Annotated in this window: 25 protein-coding genes; 13 read left to right on the forward strand and 12 right to left on the reverse strand. The window is 67.8% G+C overall.

Annotation, left to right across the window (positions count from 1 at the left end; genetic code table 11):
• Window positions 1–446 precede the first annotated feature (446 nt).
• Both RPIT_RS02940 and RPIT_RS02945 read right to left on the reverse strand, forming a co-directional pair.
• On the reverse strand, window positions 447–2,123 hold the full coding sequence (locus tag RPIT_RS02940; protein ID WP_077340478.1) for a glutamine--tRNA ligase/YqeY domain fusion protein: 1,677 nt from the start codon (window positions 2,121–2,123) through the stop codon (window positions 447–449).
• A gap of 31 nt (window positions 2,124–2,154) precedes the next feature.
• Entirely contained in the window at window positions 2,155–2,745 is a 591-nt protein-coding gene (locus RPIT_RS02945) for a DUF4112 domain-containing protein (protein ID WP_162274475.1), read from the reverse strand.
• Window positions 2,746–2,899: 154 nt separating this feature from the next.
• Here RPIT_RS02945 and gltX point away from each other — a divergent pair, with 154 nt between their 5' ends.
• A complete protein-coding gene (gene gltX, locus RPIT_RS02950; RefSeq protein WP_237267854.1) occupies window positions 2,900–4,291 on the forward strand; it encodes a glutamate--tRNA ligase in 1,392 nt (463 codons plus the stop codon).
• Between the two features lie 160 nt (window positions 4,292–4,451).
• On the opposite strand, the gene RPIT_RS02955 is transcribed toward gltX, so the two are convergent.
• The 5 genes from RPIT_RS02955 to RPIT_RS02975 form a co-directional block, all read right to left on the reverse strand.
• Window positions 4,452–5,408, reverse strand: coding sequence for a glutathione S-transferase family protein (locus RPIT_RS02955; RefSeq protein ID WP_077340482.1), 957 nt, complete (start codon window positions 5,406–5,408; stop codon window positions 4,452–4,454).
• A gap of 21 nt (window positions 5,409–5,429) precedes the next feature.
• Entirely contained in the window at window positions 5,430–5,963 is a 534-nt protein-coding gene (locus RPIT_RS02960; RefSeq protein ID WP_077340484.1) for a hypothetical protein, read from the reverse strand.
• Window positions 5,964–6,081: 118 nt separating this feature from the next.
• Complete coding sequence (locus RPIT_RS02965; protein ID WP_077340486.1) at window positions 6,082–7,830, reverse strand: DEAD/DEAH box helicase; 1,749 nt, start codon at window positions 7,828–7,830, stop codon at window positions 6,082–6,084.
• A 67-nt stretch (window positions 7,831–7,897) separates the two neighbouring features.
• A complete protein-coding gene (locus tag RPIT_RS02970) occupies window positions 7,898–8,407 on the reverse strand; it encodes a 3'-5' exonuclease (protein WP_237267841.1) in 510 nt (169 codons plus the stop codon).
• A gap of 157 nt (window positions 8,408–8,564) precedes the next feature.
• The gene (locus RPIT_RS02975; RefSeq protein WP_077340490.1) at window positions 8,565–10,388 is read right to left on the reverse strand and encodes a DUF294 nucleotidyltransferase-like domain-containing protein; all 1,824 of its coding nucleotides are present in this window, start codon (window positions 10,386–10,388) and stop codon (window positions 8,565–8,567) included.
• Window positions 10,389–10,415: 27 nt separating this feature from the next.
• Between RPIT_RS02975 and RPIT_RS02980 the strand changes: the two genes are divergently transcribed.
• The 12 genes from RPIT_RS02980 (at window position 10,416) to rpsQ (ending at window position 17,363) form a co-directional block, all read left to right on the forward strand.
• A complete protein-coding gene (locus tag RPIT_RS02980) occupies window positions 10,416–11,666 on the forward strand; it encodes a beta-galactosidase small subunit family protein (RefSeq protein ID WP_162274476.1) in 1,251 nt (416 codons plus the stop codon).
• A 320-nt stretch (window positions 11,667–11,986) separates the two neighbouring features.
• Window positions 11,987–12,298 (forward strand): 30S ribosomal protein S10, encoded by a 312-nt coding sequence (rpsJ, locus tag RPIT_RS02985; RefSeq protein ID WP_077340494.1) that lies wholly within the window; start codon window positions 11,987–11,989, stop codon window positions 12,296–12,298.
• Between the two features lie 11 nt (window positions 12,299–12,309).
• Window positions 12,310–12,966 (forward strand): 50S ribosomal protein L3, encoded by a 657-nt coding sequence (gene rplC, locus RPIT_RS02990; protein ID WP_077340496.1) that lies wholly within the window; start codon window positions 12,310–12,312, stop codon window positions 12,964–12,966.
• Complete coding sequence (rplD, locus tag RPIT_RS02995) at window positions 12,963–13,715, forward strand: 50S ribosomal protein L4 (protein WP_077340511.1); 753 nt, start codon at window positions 12,963–12,965, stop codon at window positions 13,713–13,715. Before rplC ends, rplD begins: the two co-directional genes overlap by 4 nt.
• Window positions 13,712–14,023, forward strand: a complete 312-nt coding sequence (rplW, locus tag RPIT_RS03000) for a 50S ribosomal protein L23 (RefSeq protein ID WP_176789281.1) — start codon at window positions 13,712–13,714, stop codon at window positions 14,021–14,023. The genes rplD and rplW overlap by 4 nt, the downstream gene beginning before the upstream one ends.
• Before the next feature lie 35 nt (window positions 14,024–14,058).
• Window positions 14,059–14,895 (forward strand): 50S ribosomal protein L2, encoded by an 837-nt coding sequence (gene rplB / locus RPIT_RS03005; RefSeq protein ID WP_077340513.1) that lies wholly within the window; start codon window positions 14,059–14,061, stop codon window positions 14,893–14,895.
• 18 nt (window positions 14,896–14,913) lie between these two features.
• Window positions 14,914–15,195, forward strand: a complete 282-nt coding sequence (rpsS, locus tag RPIT_RS03010; protein WP_077340515.1) for a 30S ribosomal protein S19 — start codon at window positions 14,914–14,916, stop codon at window positions 15,193–15,195.
• 27 nt (window positions 15,196–15,222) lie between these two features.
• Window positions 15,223–15,624: a 50S ribosomal protein L22 gene (gene rplV, locus RPIT_RS03015; RefSeq protein ID WP_077340517.1), complete on the forward strand. Its 402-nt coding sequence runs from the start codon at window positions 15,223–15,225 to the stop codon at window positions 15,622–15,624.
• A 2-nt stretch (window positions 15,625–15,626) separates the two neighbouring features.
• Window positions 15,627–16,430, forward strand: coding sequence for a 30S ribosomal protein S3 (gene rpsC / locus RPIT_RS03020; RefSeq protein ID WP_077340519.1), 804 nt, complete (start codon window positions 15,627–15,629; stop codon window positions 16,428–16,430).
• 2 nt (window positions 16,431–16,432) lie between these two features.
• On the forward strand, window positions 16,433–16,852 hold the full coding sequence (rplP, locus tag RPIT_RS03025; RefSeq protein WP_077340521.1) for a 50S ribosomal protein L16: 420 nt from the start codon (window positions 16,433–16,435) through the stop codon (window positions 16,850–16,852).
• Complete coding sequence (gene rpmC, locus RPIT_RS03030) at window positions 16,852–17,085, forward strand: 50S ribosomal protein L29 (RefSeq protein WP_077340523.1); 234 nt, start codon at window positions 16,852–16,854, stop codon at window positions 17,083–17,085. Before rplP ends, rpmC begins: the two co-directional genes overlap by 1 nt.
• A 2-nt stretch (window positions 17,086–17,087) precedes the next feature.
• Complete coding sequence (rpsQ, locus tag RPIT_RS03035) at window positions 17,088–17,363, forward strand: 30S ribosomal protein S17 (protein WP_077340525.1); 276 nt, start codon at window positions 17,088–17,090, stop codon at window positions 17,361–17,363.
• Between the two features lie 64 nt (window positions 17,364–17,427).
• Here the strand turns inward: rpsQ and RPIT_RS03040 are convergent, their stop codons facing one another.
• The 5 genes from RPIT_RS03040 to RPIT_RS03060 form a co-directional block, all read right to left on the reverse strand.
• Window positions 17,428–18,051 (reverse strand): DUF6498-containing protein, encoded by a 624-nt coding sequence (locus tag RPIT_RS03040; protein WP_077340527.1) that lies wholly within the window; start codon window positions 18,049–18,051, stop codon window positions 17,428–17,430.
• 46 nt (window positions 18,052–18,097) lie between these two features.
• Window positions 18,098–19,912, reverse strand: coding sequence for a hypothetical protein (locus RPIT_RS03045; protein WP_077340529.1), 1,815 nt, complete (start codon window positions 19,910–19,912; stop codon window positions 18,098–18,100).
• 322 nt (window positions 19,913–20,234) lie between these two features.
• Window positions 20,235–20,993, reverse strand: a complete 759-nt coding sequence (locus RPIT_RS03050) for a sulfite exporter TauE/SafE family protein (RefSeq protein WP_077340531.1) — start codon at window positions 20,991–20,993, stop codon at window positions 20,235–20,237.
• Window positions 20,993–22,339, reverse strand: a complete 1,347-nt coding sequence (locus RPIT_RS03055; protein WP_077340533.1) for an MBL fold metallo-hydrolase — start codon at window positions 22,337–22,339, stop codon at window positions 20,993–20,995. Before RPIT_RS03055 ends, RPIT_RS03050 begins: the two co-directional genes overlap by 1 nt.
• A 17-nt stretch (window positions 22,340–22,356) precedes the next feature.
• On the reverse strand, window positions 22,357–22,668 hold the full coding sequence (locus RPIT_RS03060) for a rhodanese-like domain-containing protein (RefSeq protein ID WP_077340535.1): 312 nt from the start codon (window positions 22,666–22,668) through the stop codon (window positions 22,357–22,359).
• Window positions 22,669–22,734: the final 66 nt, after the last annotated feature.

Raw genomic sequence — 22,734 nt, forward strand, 5'->3', positions numbered from 1 at the left:
ATCCCTGAGCAGGGCCAGCTCGCTTTGCGAGCAGCCCGTCCGCCGAAGGGTTGCGGCCGGTGGTTGATCGCCGCCCTGTGGTCGGGGGCGGCGGTAGGGATCGGGGCCGTTACCCTTCGACAGGCTCAGGGGGCAGCGTGGTCGGGGGCGGCGGTGGGGATCGGGGCCGTTACCCTTCGACAAGCTCAGGGGGCAGCGTGGTCGGGGGCGGCGGTAGGGATCGGGGCCGTTACCCTTCGACAAGCTCAGGGAGCAGCGTGGTCGGGGGCGTCGGTAGGGATCGGGGCCGTTACCCTTCGACAAGCTCAGGGAGCAGCGTGGTCGGGGGCGGCGGTAGGTCAACAACATCGTGATGTTCCGCACGCGCTGACCACCACGTGACAGGGAAGGGCCCCGCCGATCGGATTGGCGGGGCCCTCGTCGCGACCTGGCTGAGGTGAGGGTGGTCAGCCGCGCTTCTGGATCGCAGCCCACTCGTCGCGCAGCCCAACGGTGCGATGGAAGAGCATCGGGTGGTCGAGATCGGCTGCGAAGTAGCCCAACCTCTCGAACTGCACCACCTCGCCGGGACGCACATCGGCGAGTGCGCCCTCGACCTTGCAGCCGGCGACCTCCTCGCGTGAGTTCGGGTTCAGGTCGTCCAGGGCCTCGCCCGTGCGCTCGCCCGGGGCTTCGGCGCTGAACAGACGGTCGTAGAGGAAGACCTTGGCGTCCTGGGCGTGGGCCGCGGACACCCAGTGCATGGTGGACTTCACGCGCCGGTTGTCGGGCGCGTTGCCGCCCTTGGTCTCTGGGTCGTGGGTGGCCAGCACCTCGACGATCGCGCCGTCGTCGTCCTTGACCACATCGGTGGCGGTCACGAAGTAGGCGCCGCGCAGGCGCACCTCCCGGCCGGGGGAGAGGCGGAAGTACTTCGGTGGAGGCACCTCCTGGAAGTCGTCCTGCTCGATCCAGAGCTCTCCGCTGAAGGGGACCAGCCGGGTGCCGTCCTCGGGGCGCTCGGGGTTGTTCGCGAGCTCGAAGTGCTCGACGACAGGGGCGCCCGAGGCGTCGGTGGGCCAGTTGGTGATGCGCAGCTTGAGCGGCTTGAGCACCGCCATCCGTCGCTGGGCCGTCGCGTTGAGTTCCCGCCTCACATACGACTCGAGGGCCTCGATCGACTGGCGCGAATTGGTCCGCGTGGTGCCCACTTCGCGGCAGAAGGAACGAATCGCGACCGGCGGGTAGCCTCGGCGCCGTAGCCCTCTGAGCGTCGGCATCCGCGGGTCGTCCCAGCCGTCCACCAGGCCGTCCATGACCAGCTTGGCCAGCCGTCGCTTGGACGTGACGGTGTGGGTCAGCTCGAGGCGCGCGAACTCGTACTGCCGCGGAGCATCGGGGATGGCGAGCTTCGTGAGGAACCAGTCGTAGAGCGGTCGGTGCGACTCGAACTCCAGCGTGCAGAGCGAGTGCGTGACGCCCTCGATGGCGTCGGACTGTCCGTGGGCCCAGTCGTAGGTGGGGTAGATGGACCAGGTGTCTCCCGTGCGGTGGTGCGGGACCCTGCGGATGCGGTACATGATCGGGTCGCGCAGCTGCATGTTCTCGTGATTCATGTCGATCTTCGCCCGGAGCACCCGCGACCCGTCGGCGTACTCGCCGTCCTTCATCCGCCGGAACAGAGCGAGGTTCTCATCGACCGGGCGGTCCCGGAACGGGGAGTTGATCCCGCGCTTGCCATAGCCGCCGCGGCCGGCGGAGATGGCCTCGCCGTCCTGGTCGTCGACGTAGGCCAGCCCCTTCTCGATCAGCTCCTCGGCCCAGCGGTAGAGCTGGTCGAAGTAGTCCGAGGCGTAGCGCACGTCCGCAGGTTCGTAGCCGAGCCACTCGATGTCGGAGATGATGCCGTCGACGAAGCTGCTCTCCTCGGTTTCGGGGTTGGTGTCGTCGAGGCGCAACACGCAGATGCCGCCGAAGTCCGCAGCCACCCCGAAGTCGACGACGATCGCCTTCGCGTGGCCGATGTGGAGGTAACCGTTCGGTTCGGGTGGGAACCGCGTCTGTACGCGCCCGCCGCGCCGGCCCTGTTCGACGTCCGCTCGCACGGCGTCGTAGATGAAGTTCGAGGGCATCGCGTCGGTCATGCTCGGTAAGTTAGCACGCCTCGTCCCAGGCTCAGCCGCGGACGAGGGCGTCCAGTCCGAGGAGGATGGCCACGGGGATCGCGATCATCACGGCCATCACCAGGAGGATCAGCCCTCCCACGGCAATCCAGTAGCGCAGCGAGGCCTTCTTCACCAGCTCCCGGTTCTCGATCGTGCGGTTGAGCAGACGCAGGTTCTTCTTGTTGGCGCGGAACGTCACGTCGAAGAGGGCGCCGACGAAGGGCACCATTCCCAGCAGCCAGTCCACGACCGAATTGCCGACCATCCGGGCCACCACGGGGACGGGTGCGCGGAGCCGGATCGCGTCGATGAGCACGACCCCGCCGAACGCTGCACCGACGGCGGTGCCCGCCCAGGGGATCAGGGACAGGAGCGGGTCGACGCCGATGCGCACCTGGGTGCCGGGCACCTGGACGAGGTCGTCGAGTACATAGCTGAACGCGCGCGTCATCCGCGCAGGCCTCGGGACCTCGCCGAGGTGGGCCTTGGCCTCGTCGCGCCTGGCTTTCAACGTCGGGTCGGTCCCTGTCCCTGCGAGGGCCTGCTCGGCGGCCTTGCGGGCGCGGTCGATCGCCGAGCCCTGCGTCGGTTCGAGTGTCATAGGCCAAGAATGCCTCACGCTGCAGCCATCGGTCGGCGTTGGCCCCGCCGTGAGGCCGGACCGTATGCTGAGGGGCACTATGACTGATCTGGTTCCAGCCCGCACGCGGGTAGCACCCTCGCCCACCGGAGACCCCCACGTCGGCACGGCGTTCATGGCGCTGTTCGACGTCGCCTGGGCGCGCAAGACCGGCGGCTCCTTCGTCCTCAGGATCGAGGACACCGACCAGGCGCGGTTGGTGGCAGGCAGCGAGCAGCAGATCTACGACTCGCTGGAATGGCTCGGGCTGCAACCGGACGAGGGCCCCCACGTCGGCGGTGAGCACGGACCGTACCGCCAGTCGGAGCGGCTCGACACGTACCGGCCCTTCGTCGACCGGCTGATCGCCGACGGGCACGCCTACTACTGCTGGTGCTCGCCGGGCCGGCTGGCCGAGCTCCGCAAGGAACAGGAGGCGGCCAAGCTGTCGGTGACCGGCTACGACCGGCTCTGCCTGGGGAAGTCACGCGAGGAGCGCTCGGAGCTGCCCGGTTTCTCGGAGACGCCCGTGGTGCGGATGCTCATCCCCGACGACGTCGAGTTGGAGTTCGACGACATCGTCCGGGGTCGCGTCAAGGCGCCCCGCCCCGACGACCAGGTCATCCTCAAGGCTGACGGTTTCCCGACCTACCACCTTGCAGTGGTCGTCGACGACCACCTCATGGGGATCAACACCGTCGTCCGCGGTGAGGAGTGGATCTCCTCGACCCCCAAGCACGTTCTGCTGTACCGGTGGCTGGGGTGGGACCTGCCGTCGTTCGCCCACATGCCGCTGTTGCGCAACACGGACAAGTCCAAGATCTCCAAGCGCAAGAACCCGGCCGCTCGTCTCATGTGGTTCAAGGAACAGGGCTACCTGCCCGAGGCGGTGCGGAATTTCCTCCAGCTGCTCGGCTACGCGGGGGACGACTCCGGGGAGGTCAAGAGCTTCGACGACTTCGTCGCCGAGTTCGCCTGGGAGAAGGTGAACACCGTCGGCCCCATCTTCGACCTCAAGAAGCTGGACTGGCTGAACGGGCACTACATCCGCGAACTCAGCACCGAGGAGCTCGCCGACCGCATCGCGACATTCGCTGAGGAGAGCGGCCAGTGGTCGGACCCGTCCGAGCGTGAGCTCGAGGTGCTCCGGCTCGCCGTGCCGATCATCCAGGAGCGGCTCGTCCTGCTCAAGGACGCCCTCCCGCAGCTGGACTACCTCTTTGCGGCCGACGACGAGGTGACGCTGGACGGCGACGCCGTGGCCGGCCTGACCGACGACGCCCCAGCCGTCCTCGACGCGGCCATGGAGGTGGCCGGATCGGTCGACTTCACGGCAGAGGCGATCCAGGCGGGGCTTCGGGAGCGCATCGTCGAGGCGATGGGGATCAAGCCGAAGTTTGCGTTCGCGCCCCTGCGCGTGGCGATCTCCGGCCGCAAGGTGTCCCCGCCGCTGTTTGAGTCGATGGAGATCCTGGGCCGCGAGTCGTCGCTCGCTCGCCTCCAAGCCCTCCGCGCCCAGCTGGGCTGACCCGGCCAGCGCCAATCGGGAGACCAGGACGCCAACCGTCCCGCCGTCGCGCCAACGAGTATCAGCGACGCCCGCGAGGTATCGGGGGCGTCGCTGAGTCCGGTCGGCGAAGCGGGCTGTCGGTTGGCGTCTGTGAGGATCGCTGGCGGCGCGGCGGGACTCAGCCCCGGCCGTGCTCGGAGCGCCAGTTGGCGAGGTCGGGTCCCTTGGGAACGATGCTCAATGGGTTCAGATCCGTGTGCACGACGTAGTAGTGCGCCTTGATCTGCTCGAAGTCGACGTTGTCGCCGAAGCCGGGCGTCTGGAAGAGATCCCGGGCGTAGCCCCACAGGTTCGGCATCTCGGTCAGCTTGTTGCGATTGCACTTGAAGTGGCCGTGGTAGACGGGGTCGAAGCGCACCAGGGTGGTGAACAACCTTACGTCCGCCTCGGTGATCTGCTCGCCCATGAGGTAACGACGCTCGGCGAGGCGCTCTTCGAGCCAGTCCATCGCGGTCCACAGCCGGTCGTAGGCCGCGTCGTAGGCCTCCTGCGAACCCGCGAAACCGCACCGGTAGACGCCGTTGTTTACTTCGGTGTAGATCCGCTGCATCACGTCGTCCATCTCGTCACGGAGTTCGTCCGGCCAGAGGTTAGGGGCGTCGGCCTTGTGGAACTGCTTCCACTCGACGTAGAAGTCCTCGGTGATCTGCGGGAAGTTGTTGGTCACCACCTCGCCTGTGGTCTCGTCGACGATGGCCGGGACGGTGATGCCACGGTCGTAGCCGGGGAAGCGCCGCTCGTAGGCCTCCTTCAGCTTCGCGATGCCCAGGACCGGGTCCACTCCACCCGGGTCGAGGTCGAACGTCCAGGAGTCCTCGTCGTGGGTGGGGCCGGGATTACCCATGGAGATGACCTGGTCGAGCCCCAACAGGTCGCGCACGATGATCGCGCGGTTGGCCCACGGGCAGGCGTAGGCGGCGACCAGGCGGTAGCGGTGGGGCTCGACGGGGTAGTCGTCGGTTCCTTCGCGCGGCTCGGCCACGATCCGCGTCTCGATGTAGCGCGAGTCCCGGTTGAATTCCTTGCCCTTGACGGAGTAGACGCCGCCCTTGCTGTGTTCATTGCGTTCGCTCATGGAAATAGTTTAGCATTCAACTTAACGCGAAGGACTGTCGTCGACGGATTGGCCCGGATCGGCGCCGTGCCCGGCGCGTGGTGGGGCCAACTCCCGCACCACCTGCGGGTCCGGAAGGTAGTACAGCGCAAGGGAGCTGAGGAGCCGCGCGGCACTCTCCAACGCCGCCGCGCGTTCCCCGTCACTCTGGCTCCGCTGAGCCAGCCGCAGGCTCCCGGCGGCACGCTGGGCCACGGCCCGCGCGGTGGCGGGAAGATGATGAAGGCCGAGCGTCTCCGCATGTGCGCGGGCGGCGTCGAACCTCACCTGGATCTCTGCGGCGAGCCTCGCCTGCTCGCCGGGCGACAGCGTGGCGGCGGAGTCGTCCCAGCCCATCAGCGCAACGTGGAACTCCCTCGTCTGCGGCACAGTCGTATCGAAGAGGGCGGAGTTCTCGATCCTGTAGACCACGTCCTCCCGGAGAGCTCCGTAGGTTTCCTTGACTGCGTCGACGCGATCCGTGGCAGCATCCGCCGGCTCGGCCCCGAGCGCCCCGGAGTGGGCCCGGCGATACACGTCGGTGATCGCCAGCGTCTTCCCGTCGGGGCCGGGGATCTCCGTCTGCCGGGTGGCACCTGCCCTCCCGATGACCGGTCATGGGCCCAGGGTAACCCCGAACCGGTGCAGCGGGTGCTCAGCGGAGCCAGGCGCGGATCGCGGCCAGGCGCTCGTCCACCTGGTGCTGCGACGCCTGCGCGAGCTTGGGGCCGCCGCACTCGCGTCGCAGATCGGCGTGCACATGGCTGTGCGGGACGCCCTTGAGGCGGGCGTACTGCGCCACGAGCGAATTGAGCTCCTTGCGCTTCGAGGCGAGCGCCCGGTGGAGCGCAACCTCAGGCTCTGCACGTCGGTCCTGTTTCTCGCGCCGACGGAGCTGGCGGCGTTGCCGCTCTGCCAGCAGGACGCTGACCTGCGCCGGTTCGAGCAGGCCTGGCAGGCCCAGGTAGTCCTGCTCGTCGGCCGACGTCGGCTCCGCGTGCATGCCGAACGCCTGGGAGTCGAACAGGACGTGGTCGAACGTCGCCTGCGACTCGAGGGCCTCGAACTCTCCGAGGAGGTCGTCGGACGCCTTGTCGGCGCGGTTCTCGCGCTCGATGAGCGCCTCGGTCTCGGCCCAGATGTCGCCCTCGTCCGACGTCGGCCGGCCGAGCACGTGGTCCCGCTGGCGTTCGATCGTGGCGGCGTGGGCGAGCAGCACCGGCACGGTCGGCAGGAAGACGGTGGCGACCTCTCCGCGGCGTCGGCTTCGCACGAAGCGGCCGACAGCCTGGGTGAAGAAGAGCGGGGTGGACGTAGCCGTGGCGTAGACACCGACGGCCAACCGCGGTACGTCGACCCCCTCCGAGACCATTCGGACGGCGACCATCCAGCGGTCCGTGCCCTCTGAGTACTCCTCGATCCGGACGTTCGCCTTCGCGTCGTCCGAGAGCACGACGACGGGCTTGGTGCCCGTCAGATCGTGGAGGATGCGCGCGTAGGCACGGGCCGAGGTCTGGTTGGTGGCGATGACGAGACCGCCCGCGTCGGGCACGTGACGGCGCACTTCGGTCAGGCGCTTGTCCGCAGCGCGCAGGACGGCCGGAATCCACTCACCGGTGGGGGAGAGGGCGGTGCGCCAGGCCTGGGCCGTCAGGTCCTTCGTGAGGGGTACACCGAGATCGGCGGCGAGCTCGTCGCCGGCCTTGGTGCGCCAGCGCATCGCGCCGCCGTAGTTCATGAACAGCACCGGCCGGACGACGTGGTCCGTCAGCGCCTCTGTGTACCCGTAGGTGTAATCGGCCCGCGATTGTCTGACGCCGGGGGCCAGCTCGTCGTAGGCGACGAAGGGGATGGGGTGGTCGTCGGAGCGGAAGGGGGTCCCGGTCAGAGCCAGCCGGCGGGTGGCATGGCCGAACGCGTACTCGATGGCCTCGCCCCAGCTCTTCGAGTCGCCGGCGTGGTGGATCTCGTCGAAGATGACGAGGGTCTCCTTGGAATGGCACAGGGCCTCGTAGACGTAGCTGCGGGCGGCGACACCGGCGTAGGTCACCACCGACCCGTGGAACTCCTTGGAGCGGCCTGCCCTGGAGGAGCCGCCGATCCCCGGATCGAGTTGGATGCCCACCCGGGCGGCGGCGTCGGCCCACTGCACCTTCAGGTGCTCGGTCGGGGTGACGACGACGATCCGCCGGACGGTGCGGGCGCTCATGAGTGTGGCCGCCACCCGCAGCGCGAAGGTGGTCTTGCCGGCCCCCGGCGTCGCGACGCAGAGGAAGTCGCGCGGGGACTCCTGCTCGTACTGATCAAGGGCCGCCTGCTGCCAGGCGCGCAGCGACGACGCCGTGCCCCAGGCCGCGCGGCCGGGGAATGCGGGGGAGAGGTGTTCCAGAGCGGAGGACGACATACGGTCGGCGACTCTAGCGGCCGTCTCCGACGTTGGGAAACGCCTGCGTGTCCACTTGACCCCAAGGTCAGGACAGCCGGATCGCCTGGCCCAGCGTGGTCAGGTCCAGCTCCTGGGCCAACGCGAGGTACAACTCGGCGCAGGCGAGCGCGTCGACGACGGCGTCATGCCCCTTGTAACTGGGCAGGCCCGCGCGGACGCGCAGCTTCCAGAGGCGCAGAGCGTCGCGGGGGTGGTCCTCGCCGAAGCCCAGGGCGCGATGCCCCAGGCCCAGGGTGTCAACCACCGGTATCTCGATGGTGATGCCGTAGAGGCGTTTCACGGCCGCGGCCAGGAATCCGACCTCGATGGCGGCGTGATGCGCGAGGAGAATGCGCCCCGCGAGCCGCCCGAAGACGCGATCGAGAGCTTCCTCGGGGGTCGCGCCCTTGGCGAGCAGTTCGTCGTCGGTGAGCTGGTGGATGATGGCGGACTGGCCCACTCCGACGCCGGGGTCGACGAGGAAGTTGGTCGCTGTTCCAAGCGGGATCCTGAACCCGTCGACGTCGACCATGCCAACCGAGATGACGTGGTCCACACCGGGGGTGAGCCCGGTGGTCTCGAAGTCGACGGCGAGGAGGGGGCTTCGCCGAGAGGGGTTGATCGGGGAGGGGGAGGAGCGGTCAGGAACTGACGCAGCCCTCCCTCCGGGATGTCATCGGCCAATGCCGCGTTGGTGCGGCGGAACGGCCATTTCACGAGATGAACTGCGTCTGGAACGCCACAGTCAGAGCCGACTGCGCCTTCGCGACGATGGAGAAGGCATCGCGCAGGTGGCGGCGATCGAACTCCGACAGGGTCTCGGGATCGATGTAGTTGTGCGGCGCTTCGCCTCGGGCCACCTGCGATCCCTGATGCTGCAGCCGTGTGTACCCCAGGAACTCGTGCGCGTCCAGGAGGTTGCCGACCTCGGCACCGTGCTCAGCGGCGGCGAGCAGCCGTCCGCGGGTCGAGACCTGGGGGAGGCCCCACCGCAGGGCGTAGATGCGGGCGACGTCGACGATGGGGTTGATGCCTCCGAGCTTGATGTCCAGGCGGTCTCGATGCTCGCCCTTCTTCTCGACGACGAACCCGCGCAGGAACCCGATCGGCACCTCGGCGTCGTTGGCGTGCTTGGCGAGGTGGCCGAGGAACCGTGACGACTGGGGCGCCGTGCGGAGCACCCGCTGTTGCAGTGCGGTGAAGAGGGTGTGGTCGCCGTGGATGGGCCGCATGTCGAAGAAGATCGAGCTGTTGAGGACCGCCTCCGACGTCGGGGCGCTGAGCCAGGTTGAGAACTCGCGTTGCCAGGCAGCAAGGGGTTTGCGCCACTGCGGGTTGGTGGCCATGGCCTCGCCTTTGCAGCGTGGGAATCCGCACTCGACCAGGGCGGCCGTGACGTATTCGGCCATCGCCGAGAAGTAGGCGTCGTGCTCGGGAAGCGCATCGTCGGCGAGGATCAGGGCGTGGTCCTGGTCGGAAGCCAGCGCCTGCTCGTTGCGAGCCAGGGATCCGAGCGCCACCCAGCAGTACGGCACGGGCGGTGCGCCCAGTTCGGCCTGCGCCATGTCGAGGAGGCGTTGCCACAGCGCCTCGGTCGTCCTGCTGACGATCCTGGAGATGTCCTCAGCGGTGGCGTCCTGCCGCAGCAGTCGTCCGACCAGCTTGGGCACGCGGGCCATGACGCGAGCCAGTCCCGCCACGTCGTCCTGACGCGCCAGGTCGCCCACCACGTAGAGGGGGCTGGACCGCTCGAGGCGCATGAGGTCGCCGGAGGTGACCATGCCTACCAGCGCGTCACCGTCCATGACGGGAAGGTGGTGAATCTTGTGCTGGACAAGGCTGAGCAGCACGTCGAGGGCCAGCGCGTCGTGAGAGATGCGGAAGGGGTCGCGGGACATGGCCTCGACGAGCGGTGAGGAGGGGGACACATCGTGGGCCACCACGCGGCGAAGATCCCTGTCGGTGAGAATTCCGACGAGTGCGTCGCCCTCGGTGACGAGGATCGCCGAAATCCTGTTCTCGTCCATGACCGCAGCAGCCTGTCCGACCGTCGCGTCGGCGGTGATGGTCACCGGCGCCCGGGTGACCATGTCGGCCACCGGCACCTGGAGGACGGGCCCCCCGTCGGGGACGTGGCGGGTGGCGTCGGCCAGCCGCGCCTCGGTGAAATACCTTCGGATCTCCGGCGTCGCCACCAGTTCACGGACCGTCTCGGGGCTGAACCCCCACAGCAACGAGTCCTCGATAGCGGTGAACGTGAAACGGGAAGGTCGCTCCTCGATGATCGAGGACTGCCCGAAACAGGCCCCCTGCTCGTCGTGATCGACCAGGTTGCCGTCGGCGTCGACGATCTCGATGGCACCGGACCTGACGACATACATAGCGGTGGGGGCCGCCCCGGCTGCCAGAACGACCGTGCCCCGCCGCACGTACTGGCCGACGGCGCGTTGTGCGAAGGCCGAGATCTGACCCGGGGACAGGAGCGACCAGGGCTCGCGCGCCGCGAGGAACTGCGTGATCTCTGCGAGCTCGGACATGGCATCTCCCTCGATCTCCTTGGCTCTGTGCACACTACCGACTCGGGCGTCCTCGAAGGGTGGAACGCAGAAGAGTTCGCTAGGGTGGCAACGTCGATCGAGAACCGACGCCACGACGGCGACACCTCCGATCTGCGCATTCTCTGGCGCGACGAGGTGGACGGGCGTGAAGTCGGATCCGGAGTGGTCGAAGCCCGACCGGTCGAGGCGGGCGAACTGATCGCAGTGTCGATGCCGTCGTACCAGGTCCCCGAGTCCGGGGAACTGTGGCGGACCGTGGAGGCGGTCACCGCGGCCGGGTCGGCCTGGGCTGACGAAGGTCACGTGGTTGCGTCCCAGCAGCTGCTCCTGGCAGAAGCGCCGGTGCCGCCGCGCCGCCCGTCGGTCACCGAGATCCCGACGGAGGTGGCGGGGGAGTACCACCTCGGCGGCGCCCGCTTCGATGCCCACACCGGAGACCTCGTCGAACTCGGCGGACGACCGATCGGCGGCCCCCGGCTCGAGCTGTGGCGGGCTCCCATCGAGAACGATCTGCTCGCGTTCTCCAACTCCTACGTCGCCGTCGAGCCGACCGCATCCCGGGGCGTCGGCGCCCCTGCCCCCTCGTGGGCCGATCAGTGGCGCGCCGCCGGCATCGACCGCCTCCAGCGCCGCGTCGTCAGCGTGACGCCGGGCCCCGGAAGCTTGTCGGTCGTCCACCGGTATGCACCGGCGGCATCGAGGGAGGCCGTGGTGGTGGAGCTTGCGTGGACGTGGGACGGCGCGTCCCTGATCCTGGAGGGTTCGGCAGTGCCGAGCAAGGGGTGGACCGGGACGTGGCCACGCATCGGCCTGCACTTCCGGCTGCCGGAGGGGCTCAGCCGCGCCGAGTGGTTCGGGACAGGGCCGGCGGAGAACTACGCCGACTCCAATGTCGCTGCGCGCGTCGGGCGCTTCGCCTCGAACGTCAGTGACCTCATCGTCGACTACGCGGTCCCGCAGGAGAGCGGTCTTCGAATGCAGCTCCGTGAGCTGCAGCTACCCGATATCGACCTCGAGATCCGCGCCCAGCGGGCCGGGGGCGACCTCCCGGGGTTCGCGCTGCGCGCGCACGATGCCCACGAGGTCACGGGCGCCGCGCATCCCTACGAACTGCCGGAGTCGACGGCGACCCATCTGTACCTCGACGTGGCGCAGCACGGGCTGGGGTCACGCAGCTGCGGACCAGACGTGCGGCCGGAATATCAGCTGCGGCCGCGGGCGGCCTCCTGGTCGCTGGCGCTCCGCCTGCGTGAGTGAGGGTGCCATGCGACCCCTGCACACGCCGTCGGGCGTGTCGCAGGCCGTCGGGGCACCCTGATTTTGCGTCACGCTCGGGCCGTGCCAGAATAGGAGGGTTGCTCCGCGAGGGGTGCGAGGCTGAAAACGCCCTGTTACCTCCCCGATTGTGGTCGAGACAGCACTCACATACGAGATTCGGCCCCTTCGACGCGAGTCGAGGGAGGCGGATCGGGCATGTGGGAAGGTTCCGACACTCCCGACCGCGGGGTACGGAGCGACAAGGGGTTTTACCCCACAGGAACTTGAAATTTCCAAAGGGCTAGAAGTAAGGAACGACTGTGGCTGGACAAAGGATCCGCATCAGGCTGCGGGCGTATGACCATGAGGTCATCGACAGCTCGGCGCGCAAGATCGTCGACACCGTGACTCGCACGGGCGCGAAGGTGGCCGGCCCAGTGCCGCTGCCGACGGAGAAGAACGTGTTCTGCGTTATCCGTTCGCCCCATAAGTACAAGGACAGCCGCGAGCACTTCGAGATGCGCACGCACAAGCGCCTGATCGACATCCTCGATCCGACGCCGAAGACCGTCGATTCGCTGATGCGTCTCGACCTGCCAGCCGGTGTTGACATCGAGATCAAGCTTCCGTGAGGTCTGAGAAGATGAGTGAACGAATTGTAAAGGGCATCCTGGGCACGAAGCTCGGCATGACCCAGCTCTGGGACGAGAACAACAAGGTCGTCCCCGTAACAGTGATCCAGGCCGGGCCCTGCGTGGTCACGCAGGTGCGCACCCCCGAGGTCGACGGCTACTCCGCCGTTCAGCTCGGCTTCGGCGCCATCAAGGCCAAGAAGGTCACCAAGCCCGCCGCTGGCCACTTCGCCAAGGCGGACGTCACCCCCCGTAAGCACCTCGTTGAGCTGCGCACCGCCGATGCCTCCGAGTTCACCCTCGGGCAGGAGCTGACCGCCGAGGTCTTCGCCGACGGCGAGTTCGTCGACGTGACCGGCACCAGCAAGGGCAAGGGCACCGCCGGCGTCATGAAGCGCCACGGCTTCCACGGTCTGCGCGCCTCGCACGGTGTGCACCGTAAGCACCGTTCACCCGGCTCGATCGGTGGCTGCGCCACCCCCGGCCGTGTGTTCAAGGGCCTCCGCATGGCTGGCCGCATGGGCAACGAGAAGATCACTGTCCAGAACCTGAAGATCCACGCTGTCGACGTGGAGCGTGGCCTGCTGCTTGTCCGCGGCGCCATCCCCGGTAACAACGGGTCGCTCGTCGTCGTCCGCAGCGCTGCCAAGAAGGGTGTTGCATCATGAGCGACCTGACCGTTGACGTGGTCGACGCCAAGGGCAAGAAGGCCGGCACGGCCGACCTGCCCGCCGAGCTGTTCGACGCGCAGACCAACATTCCGCTGATCCACCAGGTCGTGGTGGCCCAGCTCGCTGCTGCCCGTCAGGGCACGCACGACACCAAGACCCGCGCCGAAGTGCGTGGCGGTGGCGCCAAGCCCTGGCGTCAGAAGGGCACCGGCCGTGCCCGCCACGGCTCGCGGCGTTCCCCGATCTGGACCGGCGGTGGTGTGGTCCACGGCCCCACCCCTCGTGACTACTCGCAGCGCACCCCCAAGAAGATGATCGCGGCCGCCCTCCGTGGCGCCCTGTCGGACCGGGCCCGCGACGGCCAGGTCTACGTCATCTCCGAGGTCGTTGCCGGTGACAAGCCGTCGACGAAGGCCGCGCTGGCCGCGCTGACCGCCGTCGCCGGCGACGTCAGCAAGGTGCTCCTCGTGCTTGATCGCTTCGAGGACGTCGCCTGGCTGAGCGTCCGCAACTCGGCGACGGTTCACGCACTGGCCGTCGATCAGCTCAACACCTACGACGTGCTGGTCAACGACAAGGTCGTGTTCACCTCCGCCGCCCTCGCCGCGTTCGTGGCCGGGCCGGCCGGTGGCAGGAACGTTGCCGTCGAGGCTGACGCTGAAGCGGAGCCCGTCGCAGAAACCGACGAGAAGCCCGCCAAGGCTCCCAAGGCCAAGGCCAAGAAGACCGAGGAGACGGACAAGTGACGCAAGCGCTTAAGATCCGCGACCACCGCGACGTCATCCTGCGTCCCGTGGTGAGCGAGAAGAGCTACAACCTGCTCGACGACGGCAAGTACACCTTCGTCGTCGCGCCGGACGCCAACAAGACCGAGATCAAGATCGCCATCGAGGCCATCTTCGACGTCAAGGTCACCTCCGTGAACACCCTCAACCGCCAGGGCAAGCGCCGCCGCACCCGCTACGGGTCCGGCAAGAAGGCCGACACCAAGCGTGCGATCATCACCGTGGCCGAGGGTCAGAGCATCGACATCTTCGGAGGCCCGGTCGGCTGACCGGAGCGCTAGAAGAGAAGGACTGAGAAACACTCATGGGTATCCGTAAGTACAAGCCGACTACGCCGGGCCGTCGCGGCTCCAGCGTCGCCGACTTCGTTGAACTCACGCGCTCCACGCCGGAGAAGTCGCTGCTCGCGCCGAAGCCGAAGACCGGTGGCCGCAACAACACCGGCCGAATCACGACGCGTCACATCGGCGGCGGCCACAAGCAGGCCTACCGCATCATCGACTTCAAGCGCTACGACAAGGACGGGGTCCCGGCCAAGGTCGCTCACATCGAGTACGACCCGAACCGCACCGCCCGCATCGCGCTGCTCCACTACCTGGACGGCGAGAAGCGTTACATCATCGCCCCGAACGGGCTCACCCAGGGCACCACGGTGACCGCTGGTGAGGGCTCCGACATCAAGCCGGGCAACAACCTCGAACTGCGCAACATCCCTGTGGGCACCACGGTGCACGCGGTGGAGATGCGCCCGGGCGGCGGCGCGAAGCTCGGCCGCTCGGCCGGCGCAGCGATCCAGCTCGTCGCCCGCGAGGGCAAGTACGCCACCCTGCGCATGCCCTCGGGCGAAATGCGCATGGTCGACGTCCGCTGCCGCGCGACCGTCGGCGCTGTCGGCAACGCCGAGCAGTCCAACATCAACTGGGGCAAGGCCGGCCGCAAGCGTTGGAAGGGCGTCCGCCCGACCGTCCGTGGCGTCGTCATGAACCCGGTCGACCACCCGCACGGTGGTGGCGAGGGCCGCACCTCCGGTGGCCGTCACCCCGTATCGCCGTGGGGCAAGCCTGAGGGCCGCACCCGCGACAAGAACAAGGCGAGCAACCGCCTGATCGTCCGCCGTCGCAAGACCGGTAAGAAGCGCTGATAGGGAGCCTGAAGAACTATGCCACGCAGCCTGAAGAAGGGCCCCTTCGTCGACGACCACCTGCAGAAAAAGGTGGACGTGCAGAACGAAAAGGGCACGAAGAACGTTATCAAGACCTGGTCGCGCCGCTCGATGATCATTCCCGAGATGCTCGGGCACACCATCGCGGTGCACGACGGTCGCAAGCACATCCCGGTGTTCGTCACCGAGTCGATGATCGGTCACAAGTTGGGCGAGTTCGCTCCCACGCGCACCTTCAAGGGGCACGTGAAGGACGACAAGAAGGCCCGTCGCCGCTGAGGCGCGAGAAAAGGAACTGATTCAACTATGAGCAACGAGAACGGCAACAGCCGTCGTCGCGAGACCCTGCTCGGGGATCGTCCTGGCTCGTACGCCATCGCGCGCCACGTCCGGATGAGCCCCACCAAGGTCCGTCGCGTCGTCGATCTGGTCCGCGGCATGGACGTCAAGGACGCCCTGGTCGCACTCAAGTTCGCCCCGCAGGCCGCTTCCGAGCCGGTCTACAAGGTGGTCGCCTCGGCGATCGCCAACGCGGAGTCGGCTGAGGCGCTGCGGTCCGACGACCTGTACATCTCCAAGGCGTTCGTCGACGAGGGCGTGACGCTCCGTCGTATTCGCCCCCGCGCCAAGGGTTCGGCCAGCCGCATCCTCAAGCGTGGGTCGCACATCACCGTGGTCGTCGAACCCCGCGAGACGAAGGGAGCCTGATAATGGGCCAAAAGATCAACCCGAACGGCTTCCGTCTCGGCATCACCACCGACCACACGACCCGCTGGTACAGCGACAAGCAGTACTCGGAGTTCGTCGGTGAGGACGTCAAGATCAGGGAGTACCTGACCAAGAACCTTGAGCGCGCCGGCGTGTCCTCGATCGAGATCGAGCGTCGCTCCGAGCGTGTGACGATCTTCCTGCACGCTGCCCGTCCGGGCATCGTCATCGGCCGTAACGGTGCCGAGGCCGAGCGCGTCCGCGCCGAGCTGGAGAAGCTCACCGGCAAGCAGGTTCAGCTGAACATCCTTGAGGTGAAGAACCCGGAGATCGACGCGCAGCTGGTCGCCCAGGGCGTCGCCGAGCAGCTCGGTGCCCGCGTGGCGTTCCGCCGCGCGATGCGCAAGGCTCAGCAGACCGCGATGCGGGCTGGTGCCAAGGGCATCCGCATCAAGTGCTCCGGCCGACTCGGTGGTGCGGAAATGTCCCGCTCCGAGGGCTACCGCGACGGCCAGGTGCCGCTGCACACGCTCCGCGCGGACATCGACTACGGCTTCTACGAGGCCCGCACCACGTTCGGTCGCATCGGCGTCAAGGTGTGGATCTACAAGGGTGACGTCGCAGGCACTCGTGCCGAGCGCGCCGCCCAGAAGGCCGCCCGCGCCTCCGCCCCCGGCAACCGTCAGCGTCCGGGCCGTCGTCCGGCTCGCGGCGAGGGTCGTGGGGACCGTCCCGAGCGCGGCGGTCGACGCCGCGCCGACGCAGCCGAGCAGGCTGCGCCCGCAACTGAGAACGCAGGAGCCTGATCATGCTGATTCCTCGTCGAGTTAAGTTCCGTAAGCAGCACCACCCCAAGCGGGATGGCGCGGCCAAGGGTGGCACCAGGCTGGCCTTCGGTGAGTACGGAATCCAGGCGCTCGAGTCGTCGTACCTGACCAACCGGCAGATCGAGGCGGCTCGTATCGCGATGACCCGCCACATCAAGCGTGGCGGTAAGGTCTGGATCAACGTCTACCCGGACCGTCCCCTGACCAAGAAGCCGGCCGAAACCCGCATGGGCTCCGGCAAGGGCTCGCCCGAGTGGTGGGTCGCCAACATCAAGCCGGGCCGCGTGCTCTTCGAGCTCTCCGGCGTCCCGGAGGATGTGGCCCGAGAGGCCATGCGTCTGGCCATCCACAAGCTGCCTTTCAAGGCACGCTTCATCAAGCGCGAAGCAGGTGACATCTGATGAGTAAGTCTCTCACCGCACACGACCTCCGTGGTCTGTCGCGTGACCAGCTCAACGCCAAGGTCGTTGAGCTGAAGGAGGAGCTGTTCGGGCTCCGCTTCCAGGCGGCCACCGGCCAGCTGGAGTCGAGCAGCCGGCTGCGCAACGTCCGCAAGGACATCGCGCGCATCTACACCGTGCTGCAGGAGCGCAACCTCGGCATCGTTGACGAGCCGGCCGCACAGGAGAAGTGAACATGAGTGAAGAAACCACCACTGCAGAGCGCAGCCGCCGCAAGGTGCTCTCCGGGGTCGTCGTCAGCGACAAGATGGACAAGACCATCGTCGTCCTCGTCGAAGACCGCGTGAAGCACCCGCTGTACGGCAAGGTCATGACCAAGTCGTCGCGGGTCAAGGCCCACGACGAGAACAACGACGCCAACACCGGCGACCGCGTTCGGGTCATGGAGACCCGTCCGCTGTCGGCGCAGAAGCGCTGGCGTCTCGTCGAAATCGTCGAGCGCGCCAAGTAGTCACCAGCACAACAGGAGCGGCCCACCCCGAAGGGGAGGGCCGCTCTTGTCGTATCGTGCGGCTCTACGGGGATGGAGCCGGTTGCACCGCTGCCTGGCCGCGGAGCGACGAGATCTCCGACACGGTCTTGGCCAGGAGAAGGATTGCCAGCGCCACGAGCGGCAGCGAGGCGCCGAGCGGTGCCGCTGCTCCTCCGTCCTGCACCAGGCGGATGATCCCGAAGACCAGCACGAACCAACTGGCCATGATGGCGATGTGGAGCGTGACGATTCTCCGGAGGGCGAAGCGGTAGCCGTCATCGATCGAGGACGGCCGAGGCGCGCGCGGACCGAACCAGCCCAGTGCCTCCACCGCGTACCGCAGAATGAGCACGACCACGGGCACGGCGAAGAAGGCGGCCCCGAGGTTCAATCCCGTCGCCAGTGCGAGCGCGACGGTGAACGCCCCGTGCACCACCGCGAAGATGGCCAGCACGGACGACGCGATCAGTTTGCCCGCCAGCTCACCGCCGTCTCCGCGCGGGACCGCTGCGACCCGGGCGATGGACATGATGGTGATGATGACGTTCTCCACCCAGAACAGGAGGAAGACGTTTCCGATGGGCCAACGCCACAGCATCACCCCGAGAAATTGCACGATCGAATTGAGGATCGCCAGCAGGACGAGGCGAAGGCTCTGGGTTCTCATGGGTGCATAGTCTGCCCGAGGCAGGGTCCTCAGTATGGCTGTGGCCTCAGCGCCCGGTCGACGGAAGGCCCGGCTTCTCGGGCTCGGGCGCAGGAGTTGTCGGACGCGACGGCTGAGTCGGCGTGGGTGTCGGGGTCGCGGGCGCGCTCGGCGCAGGCTCCGGCTCAGGATCTGGGGCTGTGACGAGGATCGTCTGGTCGGGATGGCCCAGGGGATGCTCCACGACCAAGGGCGGTCGTGACGGGTGCTGGATCGCCAGGGTGGTCTCGGCGGAGTAGCAGCCTGGGGACTCCAGCCTGGCTGGTGCCAGGCCCGCGAGGCGGTCGGTGGCCACGACCTCGTCCCGGTAGGCGCTGATCGTGGGCGCCGTGGACCAGTCCAGTCCATCGCAAGAGAGAGCGCCATCCCTACCGGCGAGCGGCTCGATGGGCCCTGCGACGCGTCCACTGGCGGTCACCATCAAGGTCGACCCGTCGGGCACGAGACGTCCTGGGACGCCCGCGAGGTGGATGGTGTCGCTGACCTCCACACCCGGTTTGGCGTGACGGTGTGGAGTCAGCGTCGTGGACACGGCCGGATCGATGACCAGGCTGGTTTCCGGCAGTTGCGGCCATTGGGGCGGCTGGGGTGGCGTCACGAATTCGGCCGGGGACAAGCTCTCAACCCAGGTGTAGTACCCGGGCGCGGGGAAGACGAGGGCCTCTGAAGCCACCTCGGCGTTGCCCTGGTTGTCGTAGCGTCCCGTGAAACTGGCGGTGCCCACGACAGCTGCGTCCTCGGGGGAGCCGGCCTTGAGCGCCTCGAGGCTGGCGAACGGTCCGTAAAGGCTGGTGCTGCCGTCGAAGACGGCTCCGGGGCGGCCTCCCTCAACCGAGATGATGTCGACCGCAGGCTCCCCACTGACCGCGACGATGTCTCGGGTACGCGTGGTGACCTTCGGCCGAAACTGCGGGGTCAGCTCAGTGGTGGCCGTGGCGGTCAGGCGTGTGTCCGGGGCCGCAACGAGCAGACGTTGGACCGTCGCCTCGGCAGGAACATGGAGCTCAGGGGATACGGCAGGCAGACCTGAGACCGTGACGGAGACGGCCCCCCGGGTGCTGGCGATCTGAGGGGCCTCGAGGGTCACGTGGACGAGGGCGAGACCGGTCGGTCCGGTGGTTGGGTCGGCACTGTCGACGACGAGGTCACCATCGCCGGCTGCGCTGAGAGGCAGGTGCTTGACCGAGTGACCCGCGTGCGACCTCACCTCCACCATCAGCGTCCCGTGCACATCGTCGAGCGAGGGGCGCTTCGCCCAGACGAGCTTCGCGGAGTAGGGTCCGGCGTAGCGGGTGGCTTCCCGCGTGATGCGGTCGAACTCCTTCTGAGCTCCTGGGTGACTCTGAGTTACTGCCTGCCATCTAATGGCCTCTCTGCGTTCCTGGGCGGCGTCGCCGACTGTGCGTAGCCGGACGAAGTGCTCGACAGCCGCGCCGAGGTCTGGGGAGGGGGAGTGCCCGGTACGACTCAGCACCCACGCCAGTTCCGCTCGCTCGCGTTCATTGAGGTCAGCGCCGCCTTCGCCGTGTGGAAGAAGCTTTCCCTGGGCCAAGCCTGCCTGTTTGCTGATCGGCGCCCCCAGGGGCGCCGCGACCCAGGCGCTTGCCGTGCGCGGCGGGGCGGACATCAGGTCGGCGCAGTAGGCGACGGCCGGACCGAGGTGTTGGGCTCCGTACCATGACCGCCCGGTCCCGGGCAGATCCACCCAGTGTCCCGAGCCTGTGAGGTGACCGTCTTGTGGCCGTGCCTGGGCCTGTTGTCCGCCCGCGAGAAGAGCCATCAGTAGCCCGATGAGAATGACGAATACGGTGAGCCTGCGCACGTGAACTCCTACAGTTCCGAGCGGCCTCCAGCGGGCCGCGATTGCAGTGTCGTCACCGGACGAGTGGTTTTCCCGCCGTGTCTTGTCGTTGTTGATAACCCCCGGCCCAGCCGGCCTCTAAAGCGGTTGGCCTCTCCCGTCTCCCTCACCTGGAAGTGGGGCTTCTCCTTACCCACTCTGAAAGGGGCAGTTTGGTGACACGCGGGACCACAGTGGTCGTACATGTCGCTGAATGTCACCTCTCGTGGGCCCTCAGAGAAGCGACGGGGACGGTCGGACGTCCCTCGCAAACTCAGGGGGAAATGGAGGACCGTCAGGCCCGTCAGAGCAGTTCGGGGATGCTGCCCGCCGCCATCAATAGCCCTACGGCAATCATGAGGACGACGAACGAGATTGTCAGGACCCGGGGGCCGAGCCTCTTGCCGACCCGGGCCCCTAGGAGGCTGCCCGCGGCCGCGGTGACGCTGAACGCCAGGAGCAGGGGCCAGTCCAGACCTCCTGTGCCACCGAGCAGCCGGGTGCCAAGGGCCGTGGCGGCGTTGATGCTGATCACCAAGAGAGACGTCCCGACCGCTGCGGGCATGGAGAATCCCAGAACCAGTGTCAGCGCCGGCACGATCGCGAAGCCGCCGCCTACGCCGAAGAACCCAGTCAGGAGGCCCACCGCCGTCGCGGTCGCGATCACCGCCAGCCACCCCTTACGTTGCGGATCCGGGCGGGTGCCCCGGAGGCGTCGAAGCATGACGGCGGCGACCACCAGCATCAGCACCGAGAACGCGGCGGTGAGCACCGTATCTGGGACGCGAACCGACGCGATGGACCCGGCCGCAGCTCCGGCGATCCCAAGGAGCGCGAAGGTGAGTCCCTCCCGCCATCTGACGTTGCCATCGCGCTGGTGGGGGATCACCCCGACCAGTGACGTCAAGCCAACGATGATGAGCGCGCCGGTGGTCGCGGCGCCAGCGCCCTGCCCGAAGATGTAGATGAGGGCAGGGACAGTGAGGATCGCCCCTCCGCCCCCGATGGCGCCGAGCACGGCGCCAATCAGGAGGCCGAGGGGGATCGCCCAGGGCCAGGCCATCAGACGAGCGTCAGCCCGGCCGCCCGCGCCTGCTCATCGAAGCTGTCATCCACATGAACGACGGTCTTGCCCGCTGCCTGGAGGATCGACGAGGCGATCGACGCCCGGTAACCGCCGGCACAGTGCACCCACAGCTCGCCGTCGGGAACCTCATCCATCCTCTTGAGGATGTCGTGGAGCGGGATGTGGACGGCGCCCTCGATGTGGGATTCGTCCCATTCCTGCTTGCGGCGGGTGTCGAGGATGACCACCTCGCGGTGGTGCTTGACCTGGGCCAGATCGGCAAATGTTGCGCGGGTCAGTGTCCCCAATTCGTCGTCGGTCCAGTCCGACGGCCCGCCCGTCGCCGACGCCGCGGCGCGGTCGATACCGATGAGGGTCATTTCGCGCTGAGCTTCAGCCACCTGCTCCTCCGACTCGCCCAGCAGTGTCACCGGCGTTCCCCACGGGATCAGCCAACCCAGGTAGGTCGAGAACTGTCCGTCGAGGCCGATGTTGTAGGTGCCGGGTGCGTGCCCGGCCGCGAAGGCGGTGCGGGTGCGCAGGTCAACCAGCCATTCGCCGGCTTCCAGGCGGGCGCGGAGCTCCTGCTTGTCGGCGCGGTGAACCGGGGAGAGGTCCGAAGCGTCAGGGCCGGAGGCATTCGCGGGCCCCATGTGTGCGTAGTAGGCGGGGAAGACGTCGAGGCCGGCGAGGAGAGCTTCGACGTACTCTTCCTCACCCTGGGTGAGGGCGGGGTTCTGCTTCTTCTCGAGCCCGATGGTCGAGGAATCCCCGGTGGTCGGGGTCGCGGAACAGAACGAGCCGAAGCCGTGGGTCGGCATGATCTGGGTCTCGTCCGGGAGTTCGCTCGCCAGCCTGTGGGCGGAGGCGTGCTGATGACGGGCCAGCGCCTCGGCATGCTCCTTGCCGAGCAGGTCAGGGCGCCCGGTCGCTCCGTAGAGGAGGGATCCGCCGGTGAAGACCACAGGCTCTGCGTCGTCCAGGAGGGCGTAGGAGAGGTGCGTGAACGTGTGCCCGGGCGTGAGCAGGGCCTGCACCTTCATGGAACCGACGTCGATAACGTCCTTGTCGGCGATGGGCGTGCGCTCGAAGCTCACGTCGTCGTCGCCGTTGACGTAGTACTTGGCTCCGACCTGCTGCGCCAGAGCATAGCCGCCCGTGACGTAGTCGTTGTGGATGTGGGTCTCGAAGATGGCTTCGATGCGAACGCCCTCGTCAGTGGCGAGCTTGAGCACACGTTCGATGTCGCGCTGCGGGTCGATGACGAAGGCGACGTCGCCGTCGTGGACGAGGTAGCTCCGGTCCCCGAGGGACTTGGTCTCAATGGTGTGAATGGTGGGCATGATCAGTCTCCTGGCGGTCAGTTGGGCTGGGTTCCTGTGGCGACGGGGAGCCCGGCGTCGATCCACGCGAGGGTGCCGCCCGCGACGGAGCAGGCGCTACGGCCCGACGCCGCTACCGCCTCGGCCCCCTTCAGGCTGCGGACGCCGCTGCGGCAGATGACCCAGACATCCTCGGGTAGCTCGTCAACCCGGTCGGCCACCTGGCCGAGGGGAATGAGGACGGCGCCGGGGACGTGCACCTCCTCGTACTCGTGCGGTTCACGCACGTCCAGCAGGAACGCACCCTGGTCGAGCGCAGCGCGGAGCGTAGGGATATCGACTTCTCTCATGCCCGCCATGCTACCCCTGGGGGTATGCACTGTCCAAGGAATGCAGATGATCGTCTGCACCCTCGC

Origin of the sequence: Tessaracoccus flavus, from assembly GCF_001997295.1 — a bacterium.
GTDB classification, from domain to species: Bacteria; Actinomycetota; Actinomycetes; order Propionibacteriales; family Propionibacteriaceae; genus Arachnia; species Arachnia flava.